A 20303-nucleotide genomic window follows, 5' to 3' on the forward strand; every position below is an offset into this window, starting at 1 on the left:
ACATGTACCCCCGGACCGAACGGACCACCGCCACCCGGACGCGAGACCGGATGAGCTACGACGAGGCTGCCGCCCACGCCGTGCTGGACGAGGCCTACCACTGCGCGCTCGGGTTCACCGTGGACGGCGAGCCGCGCGTGCTGCCCACCCTGCACGTGCGCCTCGGGGACACCCTCTACCTGCACGGCTCCACCGGCAGCCGCCCGCTGCTGGCCGCGCGGGGCGACGCCGGGCTGCCGGTCTGCGTCGCGGTCACCCTGCTCGACGGACTGATCTACGCCCGGTCCCAGTTCCACCACAGCGCCAACTACCGCTCGGTCGTCGCCCACGGCACCGCCCGCCTGGTCGCCGACGAGCGGGAGAAGGCCGCCGTGCTGACCGCGCTGGTGGAGAAGGTGGCGACCGGCCGGTCCACCGACAGCCGGCCGCCGAGCCGCAGGGAACTGGCCGAGACGGCCGTGCTGGCGCTGCCGCTGCGCGAGGTGTCGGTCCGCACCCGGACCGGGGGCGTCAACGACGACCCGGCCGACCTCGACCTGCCGTACTGGGCCGGGGTGGTGCCGCTGCGGCTCACCCCCGGGCCGCCGGAGCCGGCCGCCGGGGTCAGCGCGCCGCTGCCGGCGTACCTGCGGGCGGAGCGCTCGCCCTGGCTGGAGCCGGTGGTGCTGCGCGGCGAGCACGTCGTGCTGGAGCCGCTGGACGAGTCCCACGCCGAGGAGCTGTACGCCGCCCTCGACGACGAGGAGGTCTGGCGGTACGTCGGCAGCCCGCGCCCGACCGGCGTGGCGGAGATGGCCGGCTACCTCCGGGCCGCGCTCGACGCCAACCGGCGCGGCGTACGGACCCCCTGGGTGCAGCGCTGCGCGGTGACCGGGGCGGTGGTGGGCACCACCTCCTACCACGAGCCGGACCCCGAACTGCGTGCCGTGGAGATCGGCTACACCCAGCTCGGCAAGCCGTGGTGGCGCAGCGGGATCAACACCGAGGCCAAGCTGCTGCTGCTCACCCGGGCCTTCGAGGAGCTGGACGCGATCCGGGTCACCTGGCAGACCAGCACCCTCAACGAGCGCTCGCAGCGGGCCATCGAGCGGCTCGGCGCCACCCGGGAGGGGACGCTGCGGTCCAACCGGCGCCGCGCCGACGGCAGCTGGCGGCAGTCCGCGCTCTACTCCATGCTCGCCGAGGAGTGGCCGAACGCACAGGTCAAGCTCCGGGAAAGGCTTCGCCCCGCGGCGGCCCCGGCGGCATGATGTCCGGCGTGCTGGGCATCACCGACATCTGGACGTACGTGCTGGGGACCGTGGCCATCGTGCTGCTGCCCGGGCCGAACTCGCTCTTCGTGCTCTCCACCGCCGCCCGGCGGGGTGTGGGCACCGGTTACCGGGCCGCCGGCGGCGTGTTCGTCGGCGACTCGGTGCTGATGGTCCTCTCCGCCGCCGGGGTGGCGTCGCTGCTCAAGGCGTACCCGCCGCTCTTCCTGGTGATCAAGTACGCGGGCGCCGCGTACCTCGGCTATGTGGGGTTGACCATGCTGCGCGGCGCGTGGCGGCGCTGGCGCGACCGCAACGACCCGGCCGCGCCGCGGCTGATCGACGCGGCGGAACCGGCCGCGCTGCGCAGCCCGTTCCGCAAGGCGCTGGTGATCAGCCTGCTCAACCCGAAGGCGATCCTCTTCTTCATCTCGTTCTTCATCCAGTTCGTCGACCCCGGGTACCCCTGGCCGGCGCTGTCGTTCCTGCTGCTCGGGCTGATCGCCCAGGTGACCAGCGCGCTCTACCTGTCCGCGCTGATCTTCGCGGGCACCTTCCTGGCCGCCCAGTTCCAGCGCCGCCGCCGGCTCGCCGCCGGCGCCACCACCGGCGTGGCGGTGCTCTTCCTCGGCTTCAGCCTCAAGCTCGCCACCGCCTCCGGCTGACCCGAGGCTCCGCTCGCCGCCCGCGCCGGCCGCCGGCGGCGGGAGTGCGCCGCCGGCCTCAGGTGCCGTCGCCGCCACCACCGCCGCCGCCGACACCGGCGCCACCGGCCGTGCCGCCCAGCCCGTAACCCGGCGCCACCGGCTCGTCCGGGGGGCGGCTGACGTGCGCGGACTCGCTGATCGTGGCGGACCAGTCGGCGTGCGCCGCGGCGGCCGCGTGCCGGTTGATGGTGTGCCGCAGCCAGCCGTCCACGGTGGCGACCCAGTCCCGCCGGTCGGCGCCGGCGTGCCAGATCCGGAACCGGCTGATGCTCTGGTGGGTCACGCCGGCCAGGGCGAGCCGGCGGTCCACCCAGAGCACCACCTCCAGCCCGGCCGCGTTCGTCACGAAGATCACCTCCAGTTCGGTGATCGGCCCGGCGTAGAGCGGGGCCACCCAGTACCCGAGGCGCTGGTGCACCGGCAGCGTCTGCGTCACCCCGGGCAGCCGGCCGTGCTGCAGCCCGGCCTGCCGCATGACGAAGCCCAGCGTGTCCAGCGCCGCCAACACGTGCTGCTGGGTGGGTAGCGGGTGCACGAAGACCGGCACCATCGCCCCCTGATCGAGGTCGGGGTCGACCGACACCTCGGTGCGCAGGCCGGTACGCAGGCTCATCAGCGGCACCCCACCGAACACGGTCACCGGGGTCTCCCAGGGCAGCGGGAGGGCGAAATCGACCGCTCGCCGCCGTCCCGCCGGCACCACGAACCGGCCGGCGATCGGCACCTGGTGGTACTGCACCAGCCGGCGGGGCGCCTCCGGGTCCGCCGGCTCCGCCTGGGCAACCAGCCCGAGGCGGACGTGCCGGACCGGGACATCGGTGCCGCCGGCCGTCAGGGTCACCCGGCCGGGCAGGCGCAGACCCGGGCGGGTGCTCGGGCTGGTGAGCGTGGTGCTCACCGAGAGCCCGGTCCACACCGACTCCGACGACACCCCGGTCAGCCGCACCCCCGCACCCCCTCCCCGACCCGCCGGCATTCCCGGTGGCCCGGCGGCCACTCCTGCCCGGCCCGCCGTCTGGGTGCGTTTGTCGTCGCTCCAGCCACAACGAACGCACCCGGAGACGGATCGGATGCCCCCGGCGGAGCGCGCGCCGGCGCGGCCGGAGACGAGCCGGCCGCCGGATCGTGGCGACCCGGCGGCCGGACGGAAGGACGGAAGGGAGGTGGTCAGCGCAGCCGGCGGCCCCGGGGCACCGGGTCGGTCTCGTCGTCGAACTCGCCGATGACCTCCTCGAGGAGGTCCTCCAGGGCGACGAAACCGATCGGCCGGGTCGGGCCGCCGCCGTTGCGGACCAGCGCCAACTGGGCCTGCCGGCCCCGCATCGCCGCCACCGCCTCGGTGACCGAGGCCTCGGCCGGCAGGGTGAACGCCGGGGTCATCAGCTCGTCGGCGATCGCCGGGCGGCCGGTGGTGACCGCCCGCACCGCCTCGCGGACGTGCACCAGGCCGCAGACCTCGCCGCCGGCGTCCACCACGGCCAGCCGGGACCGGCCGCTGTCCCGCGAGACGTGCTCGATCCGCTCGGCCGGGTCGTCCCGGCGGACCGTGACGATCCGGTCGAACGGCTCCATCACCTGCGCCACCGTGGTGCCCTGCAACTCCAGCATGCTGGTCAGCATCTGGTGCTGCTCCGCGCCGAGCAGCCCGTGCTCGCGGGACTGCTCCAGCAGGATGCGCAGCTCGTCCGGGCCGTGCACCTGGGCGAGCTGGTCCTGCTGGCGTACGCCCACCAGCCGCAGCACGGCGTTCGCGAGCGCGTTCAGCGCGGACAGCACCGGGCGTGCCACCCGGGCGAAGGCCCGGAACGGCAGCGCCAGCAGGGTGGCCGAGCGCTCCGCGTCGGTGATCGCCCACGACTTCGGGGCCATCTCGCCGACCACCAGGTGCAGGAAGGTCACCAGCGCCAGCGCGAACACCAGCGCCACCGCGTGGCTGACCGCCAGCGGCAGCCCGACGGCGTGCAGCAGCGGGCTGAGCAGGTGCTCGATGGCCGGCTCGGCCAGCGCACCGAGGCCAAGCGTGCACAGGGTGATGCCGAGCTGCGCGCCGGCCAGCATCAGGCTCAGCTCGCGTACCCCGTCCAGCGCGGCGCGGGCCGCCCGGCCGCCACCGGCGGCCAGCTGCTCCAGCCGGTAGCGCTTCGCCGCCACCAGGGCGAACTCGGCGGCCACGAAGAACGCGTTGAGCGCCAGCAGCACCACGGAGAAGAACAGCGCGAAACCGGGGCTCATGCCAGGTCCTCCGGACGCTCGCCCGCGGTCATCCGCAGCAGGACGGAATCGGCCACGTGCCGGTCCACGGCCAGCACCTCGACCAGGGCGCGCGGCTCGTGCGCCGACTCCTCCCCGTCGGCGGCCAGCGCGATCTCCAGCCGGTCGCCCACCTCGGGCACCCGGCCCAGCTCCCGCATGACCAGGCCGGAGAGGGTGTCGTACTCGGGCCCCTCGGGCAGCGCGATGCCGGTGCTGTCGGCGACCTCGTCGATCCGCCAGCGGGCCGGCACCACCCAGGAGCCGTCGTCCTGCCGGGCCGGGGCCCGCTCCGGCGGGTCGTCCTCGTCCCGGATCGGCCCGACCAGCTCCTCGGCGATGTCCTCCAGCGTGATCACGCCGGCGAAGCCGCCGTACTCGTCGACCACGCAGGCGAGCTGCCGGTGGCCGACCCGCAGCCGGTCCAGCACCGTCGGCAGCGGCAGCGTCTCGGGCACCAGCAACGGGGGTACGGCCACCGCGCCCACCCGGGTGGTGGCCCGCCGCGCCGGGGGCACCCCGAGCACGTCGGCGATGCCGATCACGCCGACCAGGTCGTCGACGCCCTCGGCGCCGCGCACCGGGAACCGGGAGTGGCCGGTGTCGAGCAGCTCGACGACCCGGCTGACCGGCTCGTCGGCCCGTACGGTGTGCACGTCGACCCGGGGCACCATGGCCTCCCCGGCGGTCAGCTCCCGGAAGTCCAGACCCCGGTCGAGCAGGTCGGACATCGCGGCGTCCAGGTGCCCCTCCTCCCGGGACTCGGCGATGATCTGTTCCAGGTCCTCCGGGGTGGCACCGCTGGGCAGCTCCTCGATCGGCTCGATGCCGACCCGGCGGAGCAGCCGCACGGCGGCCCGGTCGAAGAGGGTGACCAGCGGGCCGGCCACCCGCAGATACATCAGGGTGGAGCGGGCCAGCGCCCGGGCCAGCGGCACGGACCGGGCGATGGCCAGGTTCTTCGGGGCCAGCTCGCCGAGGACCATCTGCACCACGGTGGCGATGACCAGGGCCAGCGCCACCGACAGCGGCAGCGCCACGGTGGTGGAGAGCCCGGCGAGGCCGAGCAGGTCGGCCAGCCCCGCGCCCAGGTACGGCTCGGCCACGTAACCGACCAGCAGGGCGGTCACGGTGATGCCGAGCTGGGCGCCGGAGAGCATGAAGGAGAGCCGCCCGGTGACCTCCAGGGCCCGGGCGGCCGGCTGGTCGCCGCCGTCGGCGAGCTGCTTGAGCTTGCCCCGGTCCACGGCGACGTAGCCGAACTCCTGCGCCACGAAGTATCCGGTGGCGGCGGTGAGCACGATGATGAGGGCGAGGCCCACGAGGATCAGCACGGGAGGTTCAGGGCTCCCGGGTCCGTCGGGGCGAGTGGATGCCGGGTATGACCCGGCCGGCTACTGCTGCCCTCCTGGGCAGAGGAGTCGATCATGCAGCCATTTTATCGGTGACCGCTGGACGTTCGCTGAGGGTGCCGGGAAGCCCGCTCCTCGTCCGGTTCACCGCCCGGCCAGCTCGTCGGCTTCCAGCAGGTCCCGGTCGATCCGCCCGGACCGGTACGCGGCCCGCCCGATCATCTGGGCGGACACCGGGGCGGTGGCCAGTTGGAAGATCGCGACCAGCACGATCATGCCGAGGTCCGAGCCGGTACGCAGCCGCAGCGCGAGACCGGCGATCAGCAGCAGCACGCCGAGCACCTGCGGCTTCGTGGCGGCGTGCATCCGGCTCAGCACGTCCGGGAAGCGCATCACCCCGATGCCGGCGGCCAGGCTGAGCAGCGCGCCGGCCAGCAGGCAGGCCCCGCCCAGCCAGTCGGCCACGGTGCCCGTCACACCTCCTCCCGGACAGCGAACCGGACCAGCGACACCGAGCCGACGAAGCCCAGCAGGGAGAGCACCACCAGCACCGGCAGGGTGGCGGCGTGCCGGTTGATCGCCGCCTCCGCGCCGACCGCGCCGAGCATGGTGGAGAGCAGCAGGTCGGCGCCGACGATCCGGTCCAGCAGCGACGGCCCGCGGTAGATCCGGGCCAGGGCGAGCAGCGCGGTGGCCGAGAACAGTCCGGTCAGCGCGACGGCGAGCAGCGTGGTCATGGTCGGGTCCTCCGGTCGTCGGGTCCGGTGTGCAGCCGGCGTACCTCCTCGGCGGAGCCGACGGCGCGGACGATGCGCCGCTCGACGTCGCGGATCCGCTCCCGGCTGCCGGCCAGGTCTTCCGGGCCGCGCACGTCGAGCACGTGCACGTAGAGCACGCCCTTCTCCCGGTCCACGTCCACGATCAGGGTGCCCGGGACCAGGGAGATCACCTCGGCGGTGAGGGCCAGGTTGAGGTCGGTGCGGATCCGCAGCGGGACCCCGATGATCGCGCCGCGCGGCCGGAATCCGGGGCGGACCGCGATGGCCGCCACGTGCACGCTGGCGCTGATCAGCTCGCCGACGAAGGTGACCGTCAGGACCAGCAGCGGGCCGAGGCGCAGCCGGCCGCCGAAGGTCACCGGCGGAAGCGGGAAGAACAGCAGCACGGCCACGCCGATGACGACGCCGCCCAGCAGGTTGGCCCAGGAGAGGTCGCCCCAGAGGAGCAGCCAGATGGCCACCAGCCAGCCGAGCGCGGCGGCCTGGTCGCGCCGCCGCCCACGCCATCCGCGCCACCCGGTCGGCGGCCGGACGGCCCCGCCACCGGGCGGCGGGGACGCGGCCCGGTCGGCGCTCACCGGGCCTCCGGCGGCAGCACGGCCCGCACGTACGGGGTGCGCTCGCGCAGGTCGGTGGCGGCGTCCGCGGTGACCCGGAACAGCGGCCCGGCGGCCAGGGTGAGCCCCACGCCGAGCGCCACCAGGGTGGCGGTGGCCCCCACCATCAGCTTCGGCAGGCGGGCCGGCCGGTCGGTGACGGCCAGCCGGGGTGCCCGCCAGAACGCGATGTTCCACACCCGGGACGCGGCGTAGAGGGTGAGCAGGCTGGTCAGCGTGCCCGCGCCGACGAGCACCCCGGGCAGCGTCCCGCCGGCCGCCACGCCGGCCTGGAGCAGCCCGAGCTTGCCGAGGAAACCGGAGAACGGCGGGATGCCGGCCAGGTTCATGGCCGGCACGAAGAAGAGCACCGCGAGCAGCGGGGCGACCCGGGCCAGCCCGCCGAGCCGGCGCAGGTCGGTGCTGCCGGCCCGCTCCTCGACCAGGCCGGCGACCAGGAAGAGGGTGGTCTGGATGGTGATGTGGTGCACCACGTAGAAGATCGCCCCGGTGAGGCCGGCGACGGTGCTCAACGCCACCCCGAAGATCATGTAGCCGATGTGGCTGACCAGCGTGAATGAGAAGAGCCGCTTCATGTCGGACTGGGCCACCGCGCCGAGGATGCCGACCAGCATGGTCAACCCGGCCACCACCATGAGCAGGTTGGCGACCTCGCCGCCGGGGAAGAGCAGGGTCTCGGTGCGGATGATCGCGTAGACGCCGACCTTGGTGAGCAGGCCGGCGAAGACGGCGGTGACCGGGGCCGGCGCGGTCGGGTAGCTGTCCGGCAGCCAGGCGGAGACCGGGAAGACCGCCGCCTTGATACCGAAGGCGAGCAGCAGCATCAGCTGCAACATCAGCCGTACGCCGTCCGGCAGCGCGTCCAGGCGGCCGGCGAGCTGGGCCATGTTGAGGGTGCCGGTGGCCGCGTACACCAGGCCCACCGCGGTCAGGAAGATCATCGAGGAGATGATGCTGACCACCACGTACGTCGAACCGGTCCGGATCCGCACCTCGGTGCCGCCGAGGGTGATCAGCACGAAGCTCGCGGCCAGCAGGATCTCGAAGCCGACGAAGAGGTTGAACAGGTCCCCGGCGAGGAACGCGTTGGTCACCCCGGCGGTCAGCACCAGGTAGGTCGGGTGGTAGATGCTCACCGGCGCGGCCTCGCTGGTCTCCCCCCGGCCCTGCCCGATCGAGTAGAGCAGCACGCAGAGGGTGACCGCGGCCGACACCACCAGCATCAGCGCCGCCAACTGGTCGGCCACCAGCACGATGCCGACCGGCGCCGGCCAGCCGCCCACCTGGACCACGAGCGGCCCGTGCCGGTACGCCTCGACCAGCAGCGCCACCGCGACCGCCAAGGTGGTGAGCAGCCCGAGCACGCTGACCGACCGCTGCAACCGGGGCCGGTTGGCCAGGATCAGGGTGAGCGCCGCGCCGAGCAGCGGCACCACCACCGGCAGCGGCACCAGGGCGGGACTCACGGCGTCACCGTCGTTCGCGACTGCGGGGCTCGCCGGACCGGCTCACTCCTCGCGCTCACGGGGCCGATCTCTGTTCGCGACTGCGGGGCTCGCAGGACCGGCTCACTCCTCGCGCTCACGGGGCCCATCTCTGTTCGCGACTGCGGGGCTCGCAGGACCGGCTCACTCCTCGCGCTCACGGGTGCTTCCCGCGGCGGCGCAGCCGGCGCAGTGCCGGCTCGGGGTCCACCTGCTCGGGGTCGTTGTCCGGCCCCTCGCCGCCGAGGTCCGCGGTGGCCACCTCGTTGCGGTCGGCGAGCCGGACGACCTGTTGGTCCTCCAGGTCGTCCTGCACCTCGTCGTCGCCGGTCAGGTACCAACTGCGGTACGCCACCGCGAGCAGGAACGCGGTCAGCCCGAACGTGATCACCACGGCGGTGAGCACCATGGCCTGCGGCAGCGCGTCGCTCATCTCGGCGGCCGGCACGGTGCCCGCCAGCGGCGCCGCGCCGGACCGGCCGGCGAGCAGGATCAGCAGGTTCACCCCGTTGCCGAGCAGGATGACCCCGAGCAGGATCCGGGTCAGGCTGCGTTCCAGCACCAGCGTGACGCCGGTGGCCACGAGCACCCCGACGGCGATCACCAGGACCAGGGTGGGCCCCGCGGCGCCCCGACTCACGGCGACACCTCCGGTCCCCCCTCCGGCTGCACGGCGAGGCCGCGGGCCGGCTCGCCGGCCGCCTCGACGTGCCGGTCCACCTCGGCGCCGAGGCTGCGCAGGATGTCCAGCATCAGCCCGACCACCACCAGGTAGACGCCGATGTCGAAGAAGAGCGAGGTGACCACGTAGGCGTGGCCGACCAGGGGCAGCCAGAAGTCCACCTTGACGCTCTGCAGCACGTCTCCGGTGAGCAGCAGCCCGAGCGCCCCGCCGCCGACCGCCACGCCCAGCCCCGCGCCGAGCACGGTTCCGGCCCCGACGGGCGCGGCCTCGGCCAGTTCGTACCGGCCGCCGGCCAGGTAGCGGACGGTCAGCGCGAGGCCGGCGACCAGCCCGCCGGTGAACCCGCCGCCGGGCGCGTTGTGCCCGCTGAAGAGGAGGAACAGGGAGAGCAGCAGCACGGTGTGGAAGATCAGCCGGGTGACCACCTCGAAGACGATCGAGCGGCGCCGGGCGTGCAGGGTGTTGCCGCCGCGCAGCCACACCGTCGGCCCGTCGCGGCGGGGAGCGGCCGGCCGGGGGCGGCGCGGCCGGGGCCCGGTGCGGGACCGCTCGAAGATCAGGCTGGCCACCCCGGTCGCGGTCACCACCAGCACCGACAGCTCCCCCATGGTGTCCCAGGCGCGGATGTCCACCAGGGTCACGTTGACCACGTTGCGGCCGTAGCCCTGCGCGACCGCCAGGTCGGGAAAGGCGAGCGAGATCGACGGGAACCGGCGGGCGCCCGCGGCGGCCAGCGTGAGGCCGGCCACCACCAGTCCCGTCGCGAGCCCGATCGTCCGGCGCACCCAGCGGCTGCGGCGCAGCGGCCGGGCCGAGAAACGTTCCGGCAGCCGGCGCAGCACCAGCACGAACACCGCGATGGTGGCGGTCTCCACCAGGAACTGGGTGAGCGCCAGGTCGGGCGCGCCGTAGAGCACGAACATCATCGCGGTGCCGTAGCCGGTGACCCCGACCAGCAGCATCGCGGTGAGTCGACGCCGGGCCCCGACGGCGATCAGCGCGGCCACCGCGATCACCACGCACACCACCAGTTGGACGGGGCTGTCCCAGACCGCCAGCCCGACCCGCCACGGCCGGGTGGTCAGCATGACCATGCCGGGCACCAGCACCAGGCTGAGCAGGATGGTGCCCAGGTACTGCGGCAGGGCGCCGCGCTGGGTGGCGCCGGTGACCTCGATGGCCAACCAGTCGAACCGGTGGGTGACCCACTCGTACCCCTGGTTGCCGCTGACCGGGAAGCGGAGCCGGGACAGCGCGGGCGCCAGCGGGCCTCGGACCAGGTGCAACGCCACGCCGCCGGCCACCGCGACGGCGGACAGGCCGAGCGCCGCGGTCGGTCCGTGCCAGAGCGCCAGGTGCTCCTCGACCGGGCCGAACCGCGCGGCGTACGGGTCGAGCAGCCCACCGATCCAGCCGGCGGCCGGGCCGGCGGCCAGCCCGGCGACGGCGAGCAGGGCCGGGGGTACGAGCATCGCGGCGGGTGGCCGCGTCAGGTCGGTGGTCGGCACGCCGGGCCGGGAGGCGAACGCGCCCCAGACGAAGCGGATGCTGTACGCGACGGTCAGCGCGGTCCCCGCGACCAGGACCGCGAGCACCAGCGGCTGGTCGGTGAACGCGGCGAGGAGGGCCTCCTTGGCCACGAAGCCGAGCAGCGGCGGCAGCCCGGCCATCGACGCGGCGGCCAGCGCGGCGACCGTGGCCAGCACCGGCGCGGAACGCCCCAGGCCGGAGAGTTCCCGCAGGTCGCGGCCGCCCGCGCTGTGGTCGAGCAGGCCCACGACGAGAAAGAGCGCCGCCTTGAACAGCGCGTGCGCCAGCAGCATCGCCACGCCGGCGAGGGCCGCCTGCGGGGTGCCCGCGCCGAGCACCACGGTGAGCAGGCCGAGCTGGCTGACCGTGCCGTACGCCAGCAGCAGCTTCAGGTCGGTCTGCCGCAGCGCCGCCCAGCCGCCGGCGACCAGGGTGATCAGCCCGGCGACCACGGTGACCGGCCGCCACGGGCCGACCGGGGCCAGCGCCGGGCCGAGCAGCCCGATCAGGAACACCCCGGCCTTCACCATCGCCGCGGCGTGCAGGTACGCGCTGACCGGTGTGGGCGCGGCCATCGCCACCGGCAGCCAGGCGTTGAACGGGAACACCGCGGACTTCGCCAGGGCCCCGGCGAGGACGAGCAGCACGGCGAGGACGAGGTACCCGCCGGTGGGCGGCGGCACCGCGGTGATCACGGACCAGCGGTAGCTGCCGGCGTGCTGGCCGAGCAGCAGGAACCCGACCAGCATGGCCAGCCCGCCCAGCGTGGTGATGGTGAGCGCCTGGACGGCCGCCCAGCGGCTGGACCGGCGCTCGGTGCTGTGCCCGATGAGCAGGTAGGAGAAGACGGTGGTCAGTTCCCAGAAGACGTAGAGCAGCAGCAGGTCGTCGGAGACGACCAGGCCGATCATGGCGCCGGCGAAGGCGACCATGATGGACGCGTACCGGGCCAGCCCGATCGAGCCGGTGTGGAAGTAGCGGGCGGAGTAGACCAGCACCAGCGCGCCGACCCCGCCGACCAGCAGCATCATCAGCCAGGACAGGGTGGTGACCCGCAGCGCCACGTCGAGCTGGAGCTGGGCGATCCAGGGGTACGTCTCGACCACCGCGCCGCCGTGCCGGACCGCGCCGGTGTGCGCGATCGCCCATCCGACGGCGGCGGCCGGTGCGGCGGCGAGCGGGTAGCACGCGCGCGGGCCCCACCGGCGCACCAGCAGCGGCGCCACCAGGGCCGCCACCAGGTGCAGGATCAGCAGGACGAGCACGGGTACTCCAGGTCGAGGTGGCCGCGCGCGGGCACGCCGCGGCCAGACCGATCAGACGTCAGATCGCCCGCCGCCGGGCGTTTTTCCGGAAACCCGTCCCGGCCGCCCGCCCCGGGTCAGCGCAGGGCGGGGTCGGCGGCGGTGCGGTCGCGGCGGGTCTCCACCAGCAGGTCGGGGCGGCCGAGCTGGAGCACGGCCTTGTTCACCACCCGCTGCGCGGCGGCCAGCGAGCGCACCGGCAGCTGGGCGCCGCGGCTCTCCCGCCGCAGGACGAAGTAGTGCACGGCGGCGCGGACCAGCCCTCGGTCGGCGGCGCTGGATCCGGCGGTGGCGACGACCAGTTCGCGCAGACAGTGGGCCAGTTCCTCGGCGAGCTGCAGCTCGGGGCCGTGCAGGCCGGCGCGGAGCGCGGCGAGGTGGCCGTCGACCTTCCGGATGAGCACGTCGGTGCCGGCTCCCGAGCCCCGCTCCTCGACGCTCATCCATGCCTCCCTGCCGCTGCGTTGCGGGTGAAGTTACTTTATGTTGTGCCGTACAAGCAAGCAGTTAAGTAAGACTTAACGCTAGTAACACCTCATTTGACGCGCAAGCCATCGAGCCCGGAAGAACCGGACCCGCCCGGGGGCCAATTGTCGGACCGCCGGGGCAGGATGGGGGACGTGGCGGACGAGGTGACCCGGAGCAGGGCGGTGCTGGCCGAGTTCGGCGCGGCCACCCGGGAGTGGTTCGACGCCGCCTTCGCCGCGCCGACCGCCGCCCAGGCCGGCGCGTGGCGATCGGTCGCCGCAGGCCGCAACGCCCTCGTCGTCGCCCCCACCGGTTCCGGCAAGACCCTGGCCGCGTTCCTCTGGTCGCTCGACCGGCTGGCCAAGGAGCCGCCACCGGCCGAGGCCCGGCACCGCTGCCGGGTGCTCTACGTCAGCCCGCTCAAGGCGCTCGCCGTCGACGTCGAGCGCAACCTGCGCGCCCCGCTCGCCGGGATCCGGCAGGCCGCCACCCGGCTCGGCCTCGCCCCGCCCGACATCACCGTCGGCATGCGTACCGGCGACACCCCGGCCGACGAGCGGCGGGCCTTCGCACGCACCCCACCGGACATCCTCATCACCACGCCGGAGTCGCTCTTCCTCCTGCTCACCTCCGCGGCCCGGGACTCGCTGCGCGGCGTCCGGACGGTCATCGTCGACGAGGTGCACGCGGTCGCCGGCACGAAGCGCGGCGCCCACCTGGCGCTCTCCCTGGAGCGGCTGGACGCCCTGCTCGACGCGCCGGCCCAGCGGATCGGCCTCTCCGCCACCATCCGGCCGATCGACGCCTGCGCCCGCTTCCTCGGCGGGGCCCGCCCGGTCGACGTGGTGCAGCCGCCCAGCAGCAAGACCATCGAGGTCAGCGTCCAGGTCCCGGTGGAGGACATGACCCGCCTCGACGAGCAGGAACCGCCCGAGGACGAGCTCGGCGGGCTCGGGCCCCGGCGCGCCTCCATCTGGCCCGCCGTGGAGGAACGGGTCTTCGCGCTGATCCGCTCACACCGGTCGACCATCGTCTTCACCAACTCCCGACGCAGCGCCGAGCGGCTCTGCGCCCGGCTGAACGAGCTGGCCGCCGAGGAACTGGCGGCGTCGGCCGGCCCGGACGGCGACGGCGGCCCGGGCGGGCCGCGCGGCGCGGAGGCGTTCGGCGGGCCGGTCGGGCCGCTGCGCGCGCCCCGGCAGCCCGCGGAGGTGATGGCCCAGTCCGGGGCCGCGGCCGGCGCGCCGCCGGTGATCGCCCGGGCCCACCACGGCAGCGTCTCCCGGGAGGAGCGCAAGCACATCGAGGAGGCGCTGAAGTCCGGCCAGCTCCCGGCCGTGGTGGCGACCTCCAGCCTCGAGCTGGGCATCGACATGGGCGCGGTCGACCTGGTGGTGCAGATCGAGGCGCCACCCAGCGTCGCCGCCGGCCTGCAACGGGTCGGCCGGGCCGGGCACCAGGTCGGCGCGGTCTCCCGGGGCGTGGTCTTCCCCAAGCACCGCGGCGACCTGCTCTCCTGCACCGTGGTCGCCGAACGGATGGGCACCGGCGCGATCGAGGAGCTGCACTACCCGCGCAACCCGCTCGACGTGCTGGCCCAGCAGATCGTGGCCATGGTGGCCCTGGAGCCGTGGCGGGTGGGTGACCTGGCCGTGCTGGTCCGCCGGGCGGCTCCCTTCGCCGAGCTGCCCGACTCGGCGCTGCACGCGGTCCTCGACATGCTCTCCGGGCGCTACCCGTCGACCGCGTTCGCCGAGCTGCGCCCCCGGCTGGTCTGGGACCGGGCCACCGATGTGCTCACCGGCCGGCCCGGCGCGCAGCGCCTGGCCGTGACCAGCGGCGGCACCATCCCCGACCGGGGCCTGTTCGGCGTCTTCCTGGCCGGCGCGGAACGCGCCGCCCGGGTGGGCGAGCTGGACGAGGAGATGGTCTACGAGTCGCGGGTCGGCGACGTCTTCCTGCTCGGCTCGTCGTCCTGGCGGATCGAGGAGATCACCCCCGACCGGGTGCTGGTCTCCCCCGCTCCCGGCCAGGCCGCCCGGATGCCGTTCTGGAAGGGCGACCAGCTCGGCCGCCCGGTCGAGCTGGGCCGGGCGATCGGCGCCCGGGTCCGGGCGCTGGTGCGCCAGTCCGACGCCGACGCGGTGACCGCGTTGCGGGCCGGCGGGCTGGACGACTGGGCCGCCGGCAACCTGCTGGCCTACCTACGCGAGCAGCAGGCGGCCACCCGGTCGCTGCCCGACGACCGCACGGTGGTGGTCGAGCGGTTCCGCGACGAGCTGGGCGACTGGCGGCTCGCCGTGCACTCGGTGCTCGGCGCCCGGGTCAACGGGCCGTGGGCGCTGGCCATCGGCCGCCGGCTCGCCGAGCGCTACGGGGTGGACGCCCAGGTCATGCCCTCCGACGACGGGATCGTGGTCCGGCTGCCGGACACCGCCGAGACCCCGCCCGGCGCCGACGTGGTGGTCTTCGAGCCCGACGAGATCACCCAGTTGGTCGAGGAGTCCGTCGGCACCTCCGCGCTGTTCGCGTCCCGGTTCCGCGAGTGCGCGGCCCGGTCCCTGCTGCTGCCCCGCCGCGATCCGCGCCGCCGCCAGCCGCTCTGGCAGCAGCGCCAGCGCGCCGCCCAACTGCTCGACGTGGCCCGCGAGTACGCCGACTTCCCGGTGACGCTGGAGGCCGCCCGGGAATGTCTCCAGGACGTCTTCGACCAGCCGGCCCTGGCCGGGCTGATGCGCGACCTGGCCGCCCGCAAGGTCCGCCTGGTCGAGGTGGAGTCCGAGCGCCCGTCGCCGTTCGCCCGCTCGCTGCTCTTCGGCTACGTCGGCGCGTTCCTCTACGAGGGCGACGCGCCGCTGGCCGAGCGCCGGGCCGCCGCGCTGGCCCTCGACTCCGGGCTCCTCGGCGAGCTGCTCGGCCGGGTCGACCTGCGGGAGCTGCTCGACCCGGCGGTGCTCGCCGAGACCGAGCGGCAGCTGCGCTGGCTGACCGAGCAGCGCCGCCCCCGCGACGCGGAGGACGTGGTCGAGCTGCTCCGGGTGGTCGGCGACCTCGGCGACGCCGAGCTGGCCGAGCGGGGTGCGCCGGTCGGCTGGCTGGCGGAGTTGGCCGCGGCCCGCCGGGTGCTGCGGGTACGGATCGCCGGCGAGGACCGCTGGGTGGTGGTGGAGGACGCCGCCCGGCTGCGCGACGCGCTCGGCGTGGCGCTGCCCGTCGGGGTGGCCGAGGCGTACCTGACGCCGGTGGCCGACCCGCTCGGCGACCTGGTCGCCCGGTACGCCCGCACCCACGGCCCGTTCGCGACGGCGACCTGCGCCGCCCGGTTCGGGCTCGGCGTCTTCGTGGTGGAGCAGGCGCTGCGCCGGCTCGCCGCCACCGGGCGGGTGGTGTCCGGCGAGTTCGCCCCGGACAGCGTCGGCACCCAGTGGTGCGACGCCGAGGTGCTACGGCTGCTGCGCCGCCGTTCGCTCGCCGCGCTGCGCCGGGAGATCGAGCCGGTGCCGCCCCGGGCGCTGGCCACCTTCCTGCCCCGCTGGCAGCAGGTCGGCTCGTCGGCGCGGGGAGTGGAGGCACTGGCCGCCGCCGTCGAGCAGTTGCAGGGGGCCGCCGTGCCCGCCTCGGCGCTGGAACGGCTGGTGCTGCCCGCCCGGGTCGCCGACTACAGCCCCGCCCAGCTCGACGAGCTCTGCGCCAGCGGGGAGGTGGTCTGGGCCGGCTCCGGCGCGATCTCCGGCGGGGACGGCTGGGTCACCCTGGCGTACGCGGACGTCGCACCGCTGCTGCTCGCGCCGCCGGAGGAGGCGCTGGCGCTCACCCCGCTGCACGAGGCGGTGCTCGACGCGCTCGGCGACGGGCAGGCGCTCTTCTTCCGCTCGCTCGCCGACCGGGTCGGCGCCACCGACGACACCGCGCTGGCCGGCGTGGTCTGGGATCTGGTCTGGGCCGGTCACCTCACCAACGACACCCTCGCGCCGCTGCGGGCCGTGCTCGGCGGCGGCGGGGCGCACCGGTCCCGGCCGGCCGCGCCCCGGACCCGCTACCGGCGGCCCGGCCGGGTCGCGCTGCCCAGCCGCGGTGGGCCGCCCACCGTGGCCGGCCGCTGGTCGCGGCTGCCCGAGCGCGACCTCGACCCCACCCGCCGGGCCGCCGCCCTGGCCGACCTGCTGCTGGAGCGGCACGGTGTGGTGACCCGGGGTGCGGTCATGGCCGAGCAGGTGACCGGCGGCTTCGCGGCGGTCTACCCGGTGCTGGCCGCCCTGGAGGAGCGCGGCGCGGCCCGGCGCGGCTACTTCGTCGAAGGGCTGGGCGCGGCGCAGTTCGCGGTGCCCGGAGCGGTCGACCGGATCCGTGCCCTGGCCGACCCGGCCGGTGAGGCCCGGGGCCGGGGTGGGGCGGCCGTGGTGCTCGCCGCCACCGACCCGGCCAACCCGTACGGCGCGGCGCTGCCCTGGCCGGAACGGGTGGTCGACTCCGGCGACGGATCCGCCCCGGCGACCGGGCACCGGGCCGGTCGCAAGGCCGGCGCGCTGGTCGTGCTGATCGGCGGCGACCTCGTGCTCTATGTGGAGCGGGGCGGGCGCACCATCCTCTCCTTCACCGACGACCCGGAGGTGCTCGCCGCGGGCGGCAAGGCGCTCGCCGACGCGGTGCACTCCGGCGCGCTCGGGGCGATCTCGGTCGAGCGCGCCGACGGCGAGGCGGTGCACTCGTCGCCGCTGCGCGACGCGCTGACCGCCGCCGGTTTCCGCGCCACCCCACGCGGCCTGCGCCTGCGCGGCTGACGACGAGAAAGGACAGCTCGATGGGGCCGATCCGGGTGCGACCCGCCGAGCCAGGCGACCGCGAGCGGCTGGCGGCGCTGCACGGGCGCGAATGGGGCGGCCCGTACGTGGTGGTCCACGACACCCGCTACGACCTGCGGGAGCTGCCCACCCTGGTGGCCGTGGACGGGGCGGGCGAGCTGGCCGGCGCGCTGGTCTACCGGCTCGACACCGAAGGGCTGGAGGTGGTGAGCCTGGCCGCCACCGGCCGGGGGCAGGGCGCCGGCACCGCCCTGCTGGCCGGAGCCGAGGCGGTGGCGGTGGCCGCCGGGGCGGACCGGCTGTGGCTGGTCACGACCAACGACAATCTCGCCGCGCTGCGCTTCTACCAACGTCGGGGGCTGCGTCTCGTGGGGGTGGACGCGGGCGCGGTGGACCGCGCCCGCGCGCTGAAGCCGAGCATCCCGCTGGCCGGCGCCGACCGCATCCCGCTCCACGACGAGCTGCGGCTGGAGCGGCGGCTGAGCCCGGCTCAGGCGAGCTTGGTGAGCACCTCGTCGTAGCGCTTCCGCTCGGTGGTGGAGGTCCGGGTGCCCAGGTAGCTCAGCACCACCGCCCCCTTGCGGAAGGCGTCGCTGCCCCACATCGCGGTCTGGTTGGTGGCCGAGGCCTCGTCGGGGAAGACGTACACGGAGACGGCGTCGGTGGCGACCAGCTGCGCGCAGCCGATGCCCTTGCCGTCCGGCCCGCAGTCCTTCGTCCGGTCCCGGAGGTTCGGCACGGCCAGGCCGGCGGCCTTGAACGCGTCCACCACCCGCCGGGCGGACGGGGCGCCGTCGGCCTTCGTCGGCATGGTGAAGGGCGGGGTGGACGGGCTCTCCGTCGGCTTGCCCTTCGGGCGACCCTCGGCCGCGTTCGGCCCCTCGTCCGGCGCGGCCGGGCTGGTCGCCGGCGCCTTGGACTGGCCGTCGGCCCAGGCTCCGCCGTCCCGGTCGGCGGAGTCCTTGCCGCAGGCGGTCAGCCCGAGGGCGAGGAGAACGGTGGCGGCGGTCGACAACAGGCGAAGGCGTTTCGTCACCCCGGCAGTGTGCCGGACGCCTCCGCCGGCCCGGCACCGGCCGGTCGGTCGGTCGCGGATGCCGGTCCGGGGCGCCCGGCCCAGCCGCTAGCCTGCCGGCATGACCCCGACCGCCTGGATCTCGCTGACCACCGACTACGGCCTGAGCGACGGATTCGTGGCGGCCTGCCACGGGGTGATCGCCCGGATCGCGCCGGCCGCCCGGGTGATCGACATCACCCACCTGGTGCCGCCGGGGGACGTCCGGCGGGGCGCCGCCGTGCTCGCCCAGACCGTGCCCCACCTGCCGTCCGGCGTCCACATCGGAGTGGTCGACCCGGGCGTGGGCACCGCGCGCCGCGGCGTCGCCCTGGTCACCCCGGGTGGTCTGCTCGTCGGGCCGGACAACGGGCTGCTGCTGCCAGCGGCCACCGCGCTCGGCGGGGTCAGCTCGGCCGTGGAGTTGACCGACCCGGGCTGGCTGGCGCCGCGGGTGTCCCGCACCTTCCACGGCCGGGACGTGTTCGCCCCGGTGGCGGCCCGGCTGGCCGGCGGGGCGCCGCCGGCCGACGCCGGCCCACCGGTGGATCCGGGCACGCTGGTGCGGCTGCCACCACCGGTGCTGCGCCGGGTGGCCGGCGGGTTCACGGCCGAGGTGCTCACCGTCGACCACTTCGGCAACGTGCAGCTCGCGGCGGAGCCGGGGCTGCTCGACGAGGTCGGGGACCGGCCGCTGGTGGCGGACCAGCCGGCCGTGCGCGGCCGGACCTTCGGGGACGCTCCCGCCGGGGCGCTGGTGCTCTTCGCCGACTCCGCCGACCTGGTGGCGGTGGCGGTGCACGGGGGCCGGGCCGCCGATCTGCTCGGCCTCGCCCCCGGCGATCTGGTCACCGTCCGCGCGAGCGGCTGACCGCCGGCACCGCGTCCGCCCGGCCCGGACGATCCGGCCCACGGCGCGCGCGGCGAACCGGCGGCATGGGCGGACACCCGGCGGCGCGCGGGGCCGGGTCCGCCCAGGTGACCGGGGGCGCGCGGGGCGGCGGGCGGTGGGGGAGGATGGGGAGGTGCCCGAAGGCGACACCGTCTGGAACACCGCGCGGGTCCTCCAGCGCGCCCTGGCCGGCGCCCGGCTCACCGGCTCGGAGTTCCGGGTGCCGCAGCTCGCCACCACGGACCTGGCCGGGTGGACCGTCCGGGAGTCGGCCAGCCGGGGCAAGCACCTGCTGCTCCGGCTCACCGCCGCGCCGGCGGCCGGCGGGGCGGACTGGACGCTGCACTCGCACCTGCGGATGGACGGCGCCTGGCGGGCGTACGCCCCGGGCGAGCGGTGGGCGGCCCGGCCGGCGCACCTGATCCGGGTGGTGCTCCGCTCCCCCGGTGCGGTCGCGGTCGGCTACCACCTGCACGAGCTGGCGCTGATCCCGACCGCCGAGGAGGGGTCGCTGGTCGGCCAGTTGGGGCCGGACCTGCTCGGGCCGGACTGGGACCCGGACGAGGCGGTCCGCCGGCTGGCCGCCCACCCGGACGAGACCATCGGCGAGGCCCTGCTGGACCAGCGCAACCTGGCCGGGGTGGGCAACCTGTACAAGTGCGAGGTGCTGTTCCTGCGCGGGCTCTCGCCGTGGACGCCGGTGCGGGCGGTGCCCGACCTGGCCGGCACGGTCACCCTGGCGCAGCGGCTGCTGGCCGCGAACCGGGGTCGCTGGGCGCAGAGCACCACCGGGTCGCTGCACCGGGGGCAGACCAGCTACGTGTACGGCCGGCGCGCCCAGCCCTGCCGGCGCTGCGGCACCGCCATCCGCAAGGAGGAGCTGGGCGACCGGGTCACCTACTGGTGTCCGGCGTGCCAGCCGGACCGCTCCTGACTCCGGTCCGGGCCGAAGACCTGCTTCGCCCCGCCGACCGGGCGGCCCAGCCGTGGAAGTTCCACGAACCGCCAAGTTTCCCCCGAGAAACGGACGATTGGGTACTTCCGTCGCCGCCGATCGGCGTCGCATGCTGCGGTGGAGTGCTCACCGATCGTCAGCAGCGCGTACGCCCGGCACGCCGGGGTGGAGGGC

17 protein-coding genes are annotated in these 20303 nt (G+C 75.3%); 6 read left to right on the top strand and 11 right to left on the bottom strand.

The features are described from left to right. The first annotated feature begins 2 nt into the window (after positions 1-2). Together AB0I11_RS07595 and leuE are read left to right on the top strand one after the other, a co-directional pair. The gene (locus AB0I11_RS07595) at positions 3-1250 is read left to right on the top strand and encodes a bifunctional pyridoxamine 5'-phosphate oxidase family protein/GNAT family N-acetyltransferase (RefSeq protein WP_357314885.1); all 1248 of its coding nucleotides are present in this window, start codon (positions 3-5) and stop codon (positions 1248-1250) included. Further along, positions 1247-1915 (top strand): leucine efflux protein LeuE, encoded by a 669-nt coding sequence (gene leuE / locus AB0I11_RS07600; RefSeq protein ID WP_357314889.1) that lies wholly within the window; start codon positions 1247-1249, stop codon positions 1913-1915. The genes AB0I11_RS07595 and leuE overlap by 4 nt, the downstream gene beginning before the upstream one ends. 58 nt (positions 1916-1973) lie before the next feature. On the opposite strand, the gene AB0I11_RS07605 is transcribed toward leuE, so the two are convergent. The 10 genes from AB0I11_RS07605 to AB0I11_RS07650 form a co-directional block, all read right to left on the bottom strand. Continuing rightward, on the bottom strand, positions 1974-2903 hold the full coding sequence (locus AB0I11_RS07605; protein ID WP_357314892.1) for a sporulation protein: 930 nt from the start codon (positions 2901-2903) through the stop codon (positions 1974-1976). Positions 2904-3124: 221 nt separating this feature from the next. Beyond that, on the bottom strand, positions 3125-4189 hold the full coding sequence (locus tag AB0I11_RS07610) for a hemolysin family protein (protein WP_357314895.1): 1065 nt from the start codon (positions 4187-4189) through the stop codon (positions 3125-3127). Then, positions 4186-5541 carry a hemolysin family protein gene (locus tag AB0I11_RS07615; protein ID WP_357314898.1) on the bottom strand — a complete coding sequence of 452 codons (1356 nt, stop codon included), beginning with the start codon at positions 5539-5541 and terminating at the stop codon, positions 4186-4188. The genes AB0I11_RS07610 and AB0I11_RS07615 overlap by 4 nt, the downstream gene beginning before the upstream one ends. 162 nt (positions 5542-5703) lie before the next feature. Further along, positions 5704-6036: a monovalent cation/H(+) antiporter subunit G gene (mnhG, locus tag AB0I11_RS07620; protein ID WP_357314901.1), complete on the bottom strand. Its 333-nt coding sequence runs from the start codon at positions 6034-6036 to the stop codon at positions 5704-5706. Further along, positions 6033-6296, bottom strand: a complete 264-nt coding sequence (locus tag AB0I11_RS07625) for a monovalent cation/H+ antiporter complex subunit F (protein WP_357314904.1) — start codon at positions 6294-6296, stop codon at positions 6033-6035. The genes mnhG and AB0I11_RS07625 overlap by 4 nt, the downstream gene beginning before the upstream one ends. Next, positions 6293-6916: a Na+/H+ antiporter subunit E gene (locus AB0I11_RS07630; RefSeq protein WP_357314906.1), complete on the bottom strand. Its 624-nt coding sequence runs from the start codon at positions 6914-6916 to the stop codon at positions 6293-6295. Before AB0I11_RS07630 ends, AB0I11_RS07625 begins: the two co-directional genes overlap by 4 nt. Continuing rightward, positions 6913-8421 carry a Na+/H+ antiporter subunit D gene (locus tag AB0I11_RS07635; RefSeq protein ID WP_357314909.1) on the bottom strand — a complete coding sequence of 503 codons (1509 nt, stop codon included), beginning with the start codon at positions 8419-8421 and terminating at the stop codon, positions 6913-6915. The genes AB0I11_RS07630 and AB0I11_RS07635 overlap by 4 nt, the downstream gene beginning before the upstream one ends. A 175-nt stretch (positions 8422-8596) precedes the next feature. Continuing rightward, positions 8597-9079, bottom strand: coding sequence for a Na(+)/H(+) antiporter subunit C (locus AB0I11_RS07640; RefSeq protein ID WP_357314911.1), 483 nt, complete (start codon positions 9077-9079; stop codon positions 8597-8599). Beyond that, complete coding sequence (locus AB0I11_RS07645) at positions 9076-11919, bottom strand: Na+/H+ antiporter subunit A (protein WP_357314913.1); 2844 nt, start codon at positions 11917-11919, stop codon at positions 9076-9078. Before AB0I11_RS07645 ends, AB0I11_RS07640 begins: the two co-directional genes overlap by 4 nt. A 116-nt stretch (positions 11920-12035) precedes the next feature. Beyond that, positions 12036-12401, bottom strand: a complete 366-nt coding sequence (locus AB0I11_RS07650) for a hypothetical protein (RefSeq protein ID WP_357314916.1) — start codon at positions 12399-12401, stop codon at positions 12036-12038. A gap of 168 nt (positions 12402-12569) precedes the next feature. Between AB0I11_RS07650 and AB0I11_RS07655 the strand changes: the two genes are divergently transcribed. Both AB0I11_RS07655 and AB0I11_RS07660 read left to right on the top strand, forming a co-directional pair. Continuing rightward, on the top strand, positions 12570-17207 hold the full coding sequence (locus tag AB0I11_RS07655) for an ATP-dependent helicase (RefSeq protein WP_357314919.1): 4638 nt from the start codon (positions 12570-12572) through the stop codon (positions 17205-17207). Positions 17208-17227: 20 nt separating this feature from the next. Then, entirely contained in the window at positions 17228-17749 is a 522-nt protein-coding gene (locus tag AB0I11_RS07660) for a GNAT family N-acetyltransferase (RefSeq protein ID WP_357314921.1), read from the top strand. Here AB0I11_RS07660 and AB0I11_RS07665 read toward each other — a convergent pair. After that, positions 17719-18264, bottom strand: a complete 546-nt coding sequence (locus tag AB0I11_RS07665) for a hypothetical protein (RefSeq protein WP_357314923.1) — start codon at positions 18262-18264, stop codon at positions 17719-17721. The two genes, AB0I11_RS07660 and AB0I11_RS07665, sit on opposite strands and share 31 nt — an antisense overlap. 100 nt (positions 18265-18364) lie before the next feature. Here AB0I11_RS07665 and AB0I11_RS07670 point away from each other — a divergent pair, with 100 nt between their 5' ends. Together AB0I11_RS07670 and AB0I11_RS07675 are read left to right on the top strand one after the other, a co-directional pair. Then, complete coding sequence (locus tag AB0I11_RS07670; protein ID WP_357314926.1) at positions 18365-19153, top strand: SAM-dependent chlorinase/fluorinase; 789 nt, start codon at positions 18365-18367, stop codon at positions 19151-19153. 154 nt (positions 19154-19307) lie between these two features. After that, complete coding sequence (locus AB0I11_RS07675; RefSeq protein ID WP_357314928.1) at positions 19308-20108, top strand: DNA-formamidopyrimidine glycosylase family protein; 801 nt, start codon at positions 19308-19310, stop codon at positions 20106-20108. The last annotated feature ends 195 nt before the right edge of the window (positions 20109-20303 follow it).

The sequence above is a fragment of the Micromonospora sp. NPDC050495 genome (assembly GCF_040655175.1).
Lineage (GTDB): Bacteria > Actinomycetota > Actinomycetes > Mycobacteriales > Micromonosporaceae > Micromonospora.